Annotated in this window: 11 protein-coding genes; 7 read left to right on the plus strand and 4 right to left on the minus strand. The window is 36.0% G+C overall.

Annotated features, from left to right (window positions below):
* From M1R56_RS09750 to sdaAB, 4 genes are all read right to left on the minus strand, one after another.
* Nucleotides 1–170, minus strand: a 170-nt coding sequence (locus tag M1R56_RS09750) for a transposase (RefSeq protein ID WP_248036020.1), incomplete at its 3' end; no start/stop codon positions are given.
* Nucleotides 171–307: 137 nt separating this feature from the next.
* Entirely contained in the window at nucleotides 308–940 is a 633-nt protein-coding gene (locus tag M1R56_RS09755; RefSeq protein ID WP_248036012.1) for an HAD hydrolase-like protein, read from the minus strand.
* Nucleotides 941–963: 23 nt separating this feature from the next.
* Nucleotides 964–1836: an L-serine ammonia-lyase, iron-sulfur-dependent, subunit alpha gene (gene sdaAA, locus M1R56_RS09760; protein WP_248036013.1), complete on the minus strand. Its 873-nt coding sequence runs from the start codon at nucleotides 1834–1836 to the stop codon at nucleotides 964–966.
* Between the two features lie 8 nt (nucleotides 1837–1844).
* Complete coding sequence (gene sdaAB / locus M1R56_RS09765) at nucleotides 1845–2516, minus strand: L-serine ammonia-lyase, iron-sulfur-dependent subunit beta (protein WP_001191178.1); 672 nt, start codon at nucleotides 2514–2516, stop codon at nucleotides 1845–1847.
* 241 nt (nucleotides 2517–2757) lie between these two features.
* On the opposite strand from sdaAB, the gene M1R56_RS09770 reads away from it, so the two are divergent.
* From M1R56_RS09770 to M1R56_RS09800, 7 genes are all read left to right on the plus strand, one after another.
* Nucleotides 2758–3384: a LysM peptidoglycan-binding domain-containing protein gene (locus M1R56_RS09770; protein ID WP_248036014.1), complete on the plus strand. Its 627-nt coding sequence runs from the start codon at nucleotides 2758–2760 to the stop codon at nucleotides 3382–3384.
* Nucleotides 3385–3520: 136 nt separating this feature from the next.
* Nucleotides 3521–4393, plus strand: a complete 873-nt coding sequence (locus M1R56_RS09775) for a helix-turn-helix transcriptional regulator (protein WP_248036015.1) — start codon at nucleotides 3521–3523, stop codon at nucleotides 4391–4393.
* Nucleotides 4394–5082: 689 nt separating this feature from the next.
* A complete protein-coding gene (locus M1R56_RS09780; RefSeq protein WP_248036016.1) occupies nucleotides 5083–7302 on the plus strand; it encodes a peptidase domain-containing ABC transporter in 2220 nt (739 codons plus the stop codon).
* Nucleotides 7295–7762, plus strand: a complete 468-nt coding sequence (locus M1R56_RS09785; protein WP_248036017.1) for a GyrI-like domain-containing protein — start codon at nucleotides 7295–7297, stop codon at nucleotides 7760–7762. Before M1R56_RS09780 ends, M1R56_RS09785 begins: the two co-directional genes overlap by 8 nt.
* A complete protein-coding gene (locus M1R56_RS09790; RefSeq protein WP_248036018.1) occupies nucleotides 7759–9111 on the plus strand; it encodes an HlyD family efflux transporter periplasmic adaptor subunit in 1353 nt (450 codons plus the stop codon). The genes M1R56_RS09785 and M1R56_RS09790 overlap by 4 nt, the downstream gene beginning before the upstream one ends.
* Before the next feature lie 144 nt (nucleotides 9112–9255).
* Nucleotides 9256–9636 carry an SP_0115 family bacteriocin-like peptide gene (locus tag M1R56_RS09795; protein ID WP_248036019.1) on the plus strand — a complete coding sequence of 127 codons (381 nt, stop codon included), beginning with the start codon at nucleotides 9256–9258 and terminating at the stop codon, nucleotides 9634–9636.
* 1 nt (nucleotide 9637) lies between these two features.
* On the plus strand, nucleotides 9638–9844 hold the full coding sequence (locus tag M1R56_RS09800) for a hypothetical protein (RefSeq protein WP_102210372.1): 207 nt from the start codon (nucleotides 9638–9640) through the stop codon (nucleotides 9842–9844).
* Nucleotides 9845–10232: the final 388 nt, after the last annotated feature.

Genomic DNA, 10232 nt, shown 5'->3' on the forward strand with positions numbered 1-10232 from the left:
TAACGATTTTTTCCTTTTTTGACGAACTCTATTCCGTAACGATCAATCAATTTAATCATGTACCTAATATTAGAATTATTTATCCCAAATTTATTTGAAAGCTTCTCTAAGCTATATCCTTGTTTTCTAAGTTCATAGACCTGAACTTTATCATCATAAGTTAATTTCATAATAAAAACACCCCAAAAGTTAGATTTTTTTCTGTCTAACTTTTGGGGTGCAGTTCAAAGAGCCTTGGTAATATGCGTTTTGTTATGTAGAAGCTTGCCTCATTTTCTTCTGGAATGGAGTCGTTGCCCAGTCTATGTTATTGAAAATACTCCAAAACTTCTAAGGGTTTGTGGGCGATATAATCAGGTTGATAGTTTAGCAAGTCTGCTTGCTCTCCAAATCCCCAAGTAACCGCTAGTTTTTTAAGGCCAGTTTCTTGGGCACCAATCATATCAAACTTGGTATCTCCGATAATAACAACCGTTTCGGGCGCTAGATGATGAGTTTCCAGAGCCTGACGAATGACATCTGCCTTGTGTAGGGCCTGAGGGCTTGAACCATAAATGCCATCAAAAAAGTGGTCAATCCCAAAATTGCTAGTCATGTCAACTGCGGTTGGTGTATTCTTCGTAGTAGTGATATAAAGAGGATAATGCTCAGCTAGTTCTACGAGTAAATCTTTGATATGTGGAAAGAGTTGGGCTTCGTACACACCTTTTTCCTTATAATAAGAACGATAGAGCTGGATAGCTTTCTCTATCTGCTCATCTGGCAAACAACTAGCAAAGCTGGTTTCTAGTGGGGGCCCCATAAAACCTCGAATGATTTTGGCATCAGGACTAGAAACTCCAAGTTGGTCAAAGGTATAGGTGAAACCATTGTGAATTCCGATAGAACTATCCACAAGTGTTCCATCTAAATCGAAAAAAATAGCGGAAATTGATGACATATACTCTCCTAGTTATTTTGAGATTATTCGCCGAAGATTTCTTTTTGAAGGCGACGACCTGTCGGTGTGGCAGCGAGCCCCCCTTCAGCAGTTTCACGAAAGGCAGTTGGTAAGCTAGATCCTACTTGATACATGGCGTCAATGACCTCATCAACTGGAATTTTGGATTCAATACCAGCTAGAGCCATATCGGCTGCGATGAAGGCGAAGCTTGCTCCCATGGCATTCCGCTTGACACAAGGAACTTCAACCAAACCTGCAACGGGGTCACAGATTAGGCCGAGCATATTTTTGATAACGAAGGCGATAGCCTGGCTCGCTTGATAAGGTGTTCCACCTGCAGCTAGAGTTAGGGCAGCGGCACTCATGGCTGAAGCTGAACCAACTTCGGCCTGGCAGCCACCTTCGGCTCCCGAGATAGAAGCGTTGTTAGCAATCACGAGTCCAAAAGCACCTGCAGCGAATAAGAAGTCTAGTTGTTGTTCATGAGTTAGATTGAGTTTTTGAATAGCAGATGTGAGAACTGCGGGAAGACAACCTGCGCTACCTGCGGTCGGTGTCGCACAAACAAGGCCCATCTTGGCATTGTGTTCATTAACGGCGATAGCGTTACGGGCGGCAGACAAGACAGTGAAGTCTGATAGGGTCTTTCCTTTTTTGATGTAGTGATCTAGCTTGGCAGCGTCACCACCTGTCAAACCGCTACGAGATTTATTCTCATTGAGTCCAAGTTCAACGGAAGCTTTCATGACTTCAAGGTTGCGCTCCATGAGAAGTATGACTTCTTCGCGTTCACGACCGGTTAGCTCAAACTCGGTCGTAATCATGAGTTCAGCAACATTGCCTTGAAAATCAATTTCGGCTTGTTGGACTAATTCTTTGATAGAGTAAAACATATTTTCTCCTATTGAAAGAAATTGACATTGTGCAGATGAGGAATTTTGCGAATTTCTTCGATAGATTCATCACAGTTGCGACTATCAACTTCGATAATCATAATGGCTTTCTCGCCAGCTTTTTCGCGAGTTACATTCATCTGAGCGATATTGATGTCAAAGCGAGAGAGGGCCTCTGTTACGTGAGCAATCATACCTGGAACATCCTGATGAACGATGATGATGGTAGGAGTGTTCATGTTGAGGGATACCGCAAAACCATTGAGCTCTGTCACTTGGATATTACCACCCCCGATTGAAATTCCTGTTACACTGATGGTCTTGTGCTCATTCTTAACAGTGATTTTCGTAGTGTTTGGGTGAGGGGCATTACTGTCTTTCTGGATAGTCCAGACTATTTTGATACCACGCTTGTGGGCGATTTCTAAACTATTTGGAATTTCTGGATCATCTGTGTCCATTCCTAGAATTCCAGCGACTAGGGCTAGGTCAGTACCGTGCCCTCGATAGGTTTTTGCAAAAGAATTAAAAAGCTGGAACTCAACCTCGGTTGGAGTATCGTCAAAGATAGAAGAGACGATTTTACCGATACGAACAGCTCCTGCCGTGTGACTACTAGATGGGCCAATCATGACTGGTCCAATGATATCAAAGACAGATTGAAAACGAAGTGATTGCATCTGTTTCCCCTTAAAAAGATTCTTAACTCTATTATATCAAAGATTAGATGCAAGCGCTCAATTCCATGATCAAATATCTAAAATCCCCATAAAGCCTCTAAAATCAAGCCTTTTGTAACAAAAAGAGGCTATTTAAGTGAAATAAAACATCGTCTTGTAACATTTCTACATAAAACCGTCAAGAAACAGTAATAATAGTAGGGTATGATGGGAATATAAGAAAGAAGGAGAAACTTTTTAAATGAAATCAACTATTAAAACAAAATTTGCAGGATTGGCAGTCGTACTTGCTTTCCTTGCCCCATCACTAACTTTTGCGCAAGAGACAACAACTTACACAGTTAAAGCTGGTGATACTCTTTCAGAAATTGCAGAAACACACAACACAACTGTTGAAAAATTGGCTGAATTGAACAATATTGAAAATATTGACCTAATCTTTGTAGACCAAGTCTTGATTATTGATGGTCCAGCTGCTGCAGTAGCTGCAACGACCTCAGCAACCTATGAGGCTCCAGCTACAACAGAGGCAACGACTGAAGCTGTAACTTACCAAGCAGAAGCAACTGAAACAACAACTTATGAAGCACCAGCAGCACCAGTTGTGGAAGAAAGCTACACTGCTCCAGCAGCAACAGTAAGCGGATCAGAATCAGAAGCTAAAGAATGGATCGCTCAAAAAGAATCAGGCGGTAGCTATACAGCTACAAACGGACGTTACATCGGACGTTACCAATTGACAGATTCTTATTTGAACGGTGACTACTCAGCAGAAAACCAAGAACGTGTAGCAGATGCTTATGTTGCAGGACGTTACGGTTCATGGACAGCTGCTAAGAACTTCTGGCTTAACAACGGTTGGTATTAAGAAATAGGGAAAGAGCTTTGAATGGCTCTTTTTTCTTATATTTTGAGAAGCCTGTTCACTCCTTGTAGACAATATGATATAATCTTTTCAAAAAGTAGTATAATGTTTTTATAGAATATAAATAGTGGTGGTTAGCATGCATGCATTATTAGCAACAAGATTAAAAAATAAGCGAAAAGAGCTGGGGTGGTCGCAAAAAGAGTTGGCAGAAGGAATTTGTCAACAAACTCAGATAAGTCGCATGGAACAAGGCAAATATATGCCAGGAGCAGATTTGTTATATAAATTATCTGAAAAAATGGGCTTAAATATGGACTATTTCTTTTCAGGAGAAATTTCGAAAGAGTTTCTAGGCTTATCTGCTTTCAAGAAGTTGTCTGAAACATTGTTGGAAAATCAAGATTATGCCTCTTTGAAATATGCTTTTGAGGGAGAAAGAAAGCAACAGACTTCTTTATCTTTTGACGAAAAAATTTATCTGGACTGGATAGATGCCATTCTAACTTATCAATGTGAACATCAATTAAAACTAGCTATTTCAAAAATAGAGGACATCCTCAGTAGGATTAGTATTGATAAAGTGGATTACTTATATATTTTGAATACCCTGCTGATTTTCTTAGGCTATGATGAGGATAAGGAGAAATTTGAGCAACTATATGATCAGGTTTCCGTAGCCCTTTCAAAAATCGATACCAGTGTGCGTGAACAAATTGAGTTGTATATTAAAATAAAATACAATTATTGTTACCACCTTTGGAAACAGGAGGAGATGGATAAGTCCAGAGCGCTAGTATTAGAGACAATTGAATTTTGTAACAAGTATCATAGTAGCTTTAGGTTAGCAGATTTATATTGTTTGTTGGGAAATGTAACAGAAAATCTTGATATTCCTGTTGCTAAGGACTATTATATGAAAGCTAAGGTGCTTTATCTAATTGAAAATAATGAAGTTACGGCACTCAAGGTAGAACAATATCTGATGGATAAGCAGTCAGATAATGTATAAGGATAGCAGAAGCTATCTTTATTTATGCATCAAATATAACTATAATTATTTTAAAAAAAAATATTCGAATAAGCATGTAAATTGTTGACGAAAAATATATATTGTTTTATAATATAGTAAAAAGAAGGAGGGAGGATAAATAATGCGCAACACTTTTTTGAAAACGCTGTCAGTTGTGTTTCTGGGACTTTTTTTATTGAGTTCTAGTCAGAGTTTAACCAGTATGAATGTAGTTGTTAAAGGTATTGATACGGGAGTGTACTATTCTTCTAGTTGAGAGTAAGTTCGTGATTAAGAATGAGATGAGATAAAAAGAAGGTAGTCGTTGGGAAAGTATCTAAAGTATCTACGGTACTGTAGTGCTTGAAATGATACTGGGCTCTAAAAATATTATGGTTAAGAATAAACCAATTATAGAACTGCTGGATAGAGATTGAGGTTTGGATGACATCAAAGAAAAGTTTTCTGATAATATTTCATGATAAATGTGCACTCTTTAGCACTCAAGAGGTAGAATCATTTTGTTAAACGAAGTCTTTATAGGAAAGAGATTTAGAATGAATTGATTAACTACATGTCAAAAATTAACTTTTTATAAGTTATAGCACCATGACAGATATCATAATATTGTAGCTATTTAGCATATATGGCATACAAATTAGACTAATCCTAAAGAATAGAGTATTTCTATGTTAAAAAAATATCCTTGTACGATGCAGCATGATCAGTCAGATTGTGCTGCGGCAGTTGTTTCAACAGTTCTTTTATCTTACAAAAAGGAACTATCAATCATGAAGATTCGGGAAATTATTGGGACAGACATGTATGGAACGACTGTAAGTGGTATTGTTTCAGGTCTGAACAAATTGAATTTTACGGTAAAAGCTGTCCGAGTAGCTCTGGAAGATTTGACCCCGAAATTAACATTTCCTGCGATTCTTCAAGTTAAGAACGATTTAGGTCAAAATCATTTTGTGGTACTACATAGTATCAAAAGGAATAGTAAATTCTACGTAGCAGACCCTGCTAGTGGTATACGCAAGATGTCAAGTGACGAATTGGGAGAAATTTATCAAGGTATTACTCTTTTTATGGTTCCAAATTCGGATTTTGAAAGAGGGAAACTAAAGGGAAAAGGACTTCTTGATTTATTTGGAACGTTAATTTTTAATCAAAAAGGATTGATTAGTACAGTCATATTAGCTTCCTTTGTTTTAAGTATCATTGGTATTTTATCGAGTCTCTTTTCAAAAGTTATCATGGACGAGGTGATTCCATATGCTTTAAAAAATAGTCTGTATATGTTTTTGATAGTATTTGGAATAGTGTCGTTCTTACAGACTCTTCTATCTGCATTTCGTCAGCACGTTCTTTTGTTTCTATCTCGAAAAATTGATATACCGGTTTTAATGGGATATTATGACCATATTATTCATCTTCCTTATAGTTTTTTTGGAAGTCGTAGAGTTGGTGATGTTTTAACAAGATTTCAAGATGCGATGACGATAAAGAATGTGTTTACGTCAGTCTCTATTTCATTAGTCATGGATATCACCTTATCAGTTATTAGTGCGGTTGTCCTTTGGACTATTAATCAATCTTTATTTCTGATATTAGTTTTTATGGTTATTGTTAACATCATTCTTATATACTGTTTTAAAAAGCCTTATAAAAAAATTAATCATGAACAAATGGAAGCAAATGGACTTCTTAATTCACAGTTAATTGAATCCATTCGTAACATTGATACCATTAAGTCTCAACATGACGAGGAACAACGTTTAAACAAAATTGAAGAAAAATTTGTTCATACTTTAGAAATTGGTTATAAAGAAGGTGTTTTGCAGAATATTCAGTCTACAATATCCTCAATGACCTCAACCATGGGTGGGTTATTATTTATGGGAGTGGGCGCCTTATTTATCATTGATGGAAAAATGACTATTGGGGATCTCTTGGTTTTTCAGACATTAAGTCAATATTTTACAGAACCTATTCAGAATCTAGTTGGTTTGCAGTTAACCTTTCAAGAGGTACAGGTTGCGGTTAGTCGGCTTCAAGAATTGATGGAAGTAGATCGTGAAGACTGCTCCTTGGATTATAGTATTAGAGACTTCACCTTATGTGATGATATTGAATTTAAAGATGTAACATTTGCCTATGGTTCGCGCCCTCCTGTTATCAAGAACTTTAATTTGCAAATTAAACAAGGAGAAAAAATAGCTTTTGTTGGAGAAAGCGGAGCAGGAAAAAGTACGCTAGTTCGTTTGTTATTAAGATTTATAAATCCGAGTGAGGGGAAAATTCGTATAGGAAAAAATGACTTATCAGATCTTGACTATGGTAAATTACGTAAGAAAATTTCCTACATTCCTCAGACCATAGAACTCTTTACAGGGACAATTATTGATAATCTAAAAATTGGTAATTCTTCTGTCACATATGAGGATATGGTGAGAGTTTGTCGTATTGTTGGTATTCATGATACGATTCAACGCCTTCAAAATCGTTATGGCTCCTTTGTAGAAGAAGGCGGTCAAAATTTCTCGGGTGGAGAGAAACAACGATTGGCTATTGCAAGAGCACTACTGAGTAAAGCTGACTTGTATATATTTGATGAGGCAACCTCTAACTTGGATTCATTTAGTGAACAGATTATTCAGGATTTAATCTTTAATAAAATAATGAATAAAACAACAATTGTAGTAGCACACAGGCTGTCTACAATTCTTCGATGTGATAAGATATGTTTTTTGGAAAATGGTTCCATTGTAGAATATGGAACTCATGAGGAATTAATGGCGAAAAACGGAAAATATGCTAGAATGGTCGAGTTACAGAATATTTATATGAAGCAACAAGTAGAACCGTCGGTTATGATAGATGCAGAGGAGGTTGCTTATGGCTAAACTAGAGATTAAAGATAATAAAAAACTAGTACTAAAGTCAGTTATCTGTAAAAAGTTGTATGATATAAAAGTAGAAAATATAAATCAAGAGATTGAAAAGTTTTATCAACATTTGCAGTTGTTAAAAGCACAAATTTTTGGTCCATTAATTGTAAAAAGTTGTGGTACAACTATTCATGATGATGGAATGATAACGACTGATTTTGAGTTTTATATTCAAGCCCATAATGCTCAACAGTACAGTAACATTTATGATGTACAGGATTCCATCTCTGTTCCATATTGTTTATATGTTCGTTTTGAAGACAGTCCAGAGTATCTACAATATGCGTATTCTAAATTGGATCTACATGTCTATGAAAATGATATTCAAACGGACGGGATTGTCTATACAGTTTATGTTAATTCTTCTCCTGAAAAAATGGTAGTAGATATTTTTAGACCAATTGTAAGCCTATGAAATTATATAATAAATCAGAATTACGTCATTCTCGTATTTTCTTTGATAAGAGACCACCAGCTTTTGCGTTTATTCTCATTATTTCAACTGCTATCATCTTAATTGGAGCCTTGATTGGCGCAGCTTATATACCCAAAAACTATATTGTAAAAGCGAATGGGAATTCAGTTATAACAGGTACAGAGTTCCTATCAGCAATTAGTTCAGGGAAGGTAGTTACTTTACATAAGTCAGAAGGAGATATGGTAAATGCTGGAGATGTCATTATTTCGTTATCAAGTGGACAAGAAGGTTTACAAGCGAGCTCTTTAAATAAACAATTGGAGAAGTTACGCGCAAAAGAAGCCATCTTTCAAAAATTTGAACAGTCATTAAATGAGAAATACAACCATATGTCCAATTCGGGGGAAGAACAGGAATATTATGGGAAAGTTGAATACTACCTGTCTCAATTAAATTCGGAAAGTTATAATAATGGTACCCAGTATTCAAAGATTCAGGATGAATATACGAAGTTGAATAAAATAACAGCTGAAAGAGATCAGTTAGATGCCGACTTGCAAGCTCTACAAAATGAATTGCTGCAACTTCAACAGCAAGGAGCTTCATCCTCTCTATCAGATACGACATCAGCTGATAACAAAGCTAAGTTAGAAACTAAGATATCAGAAATAACAACAAAAATCGAAGCATTAAAAACAAATATTACTTCTAAGAATAGCGAGATTGATAGTCAACAAAGCAATATTAAGGATATGAATCGCACCTATAATAATCCAACTTCTCAGGCTTATAATATTTATGCTCAATTAATTAGTGAGTTAGGTACTGCTCGTTCAAACAACAATAAAAGTATTACAGAGCTTGAGGCTAATCTTGGAGTGGCAACAGGTCAAGATAAAGCTCATAGTATATTAGCAACAAATGAAGGTACTCTGCATTATATGGTGCCTTTGAAGCAAGGAATGGCTATTCAGCAGGGGCAAACGATAGCAGAAGTTTCAGGTAAAGAAAAAGGTTACTATGTAGAAGCTTTTGTACTTGCGAGCGATATTTCTCGTGTTTCTGAAGGGGCAAAAGCTGATGTTGCTATTACTGGTGTAAATAGTCAAAAATATGGAACACTAAAGGGACAAGTCAGACAGATTGATTCAGGAGCAATTTCCCAAGAAACGAAAGAAGGCAATATTAGTCTTTATAAAGTCATTATAGAATTAGAAACCTTAACTCTAAAACATGGAAGTGAGACAGTCGTCCTCCAAAAGGATATGCCAGTTGAAGTGCGGATTGTCTATGATAAAGAAACCTATCTCGATTGGATTTTGGAAATGTTAAGTTTCAAGCAATAATTGGTTTTAAACATTAGGTAACCTATAAAATAAAGTAAGATAAAGGGAAGATATCTTATCTAGGTAACTAAGTGCTATAAACAAAGTCAACGATCACTTGTTAGGAAGCTATCCTAACCATGCTTAATAAAAAGGAGAAAATAAATGGAACTCGTATTACCAAATAATTATGTTGCTCTTGAGCAAGAAGAGATGATGTATCTTGATGGGGGTGGTGTTGGTCGTAACTGGTGGAATAGTAGAGGTAGTCTTGCAACAGTTCTGGACGTAGGTCTGGCCATCTATAGTGGTGGTGCGACAATTTATTCTGCTTATGCAATAAAAAAAGCTATCTCAGCTAATAGAGGGGCTATTACGAGAACATTACGTAGTTTACTAATTAAACATGTAGGTAGCGCAGCTAGCAATTTAGCCAATACTGCACTAAACGTTGCGCTAACTGTTACTGGATTTTCACTAGGTGGAGCAATCGCATATGGGGCTGATTGGGCTGACGGTAGCCTAGATGGTTATATTTTTGCTTAAAATGAAACATTTTTTTGCAGGATTTGGTGAAATAAACTTTATAAATTATCTATTGTATATATGTGTAGGACTAGCCCCTCTTTTTCATATATATGTCATAGGTTCGGAAATGAGTTTTGTGAAAATAGTATTATCTATTTTGGGAATTATATTTGTTTGTATTTTAACTATTGCTCGAATTTATAGGACTTTTTTCTATAAAGAATAGTTTGGAATGAATAAGTATCTTATGTAAGAGGTTGGTAGATTATCAGCCTCTTTCTTGTCTTCTCTATCTAAGCATGTCTAATAGTCCAATAGTTGTACTAGTGATTGGACATACTGAAATAAATCCAATAAATTCTATTATTATGGCTCTTGGTATGTATTGGTATTAATTTTGGTATTATCAAGGGTGTATAGAAAATATTTTTATAGAGACGATGATGACTAAAGTTTTATCAATAATTGGCTCCATAATATCTATAGGTAATTTATCCACTACAAATATTATAGAGCCCTAAAAAAGAGCCGTTTAAGGCTCTCAGATTGAAGACAAAGTCCTTGGAAGTGAAGTTTCTAAGGGCTTTTCTTTGTGTAAAGTCGTATAATAGAGG

Source organism: Streptococcus sp. oral taxon 431 (assembly GCF_023115445.1).
Taxonomy (GTDB): domain Bacteria; phylum Bacillota; class Bacilli; order Lactobacillales; family Streptococcaceae; genus Streptococcus.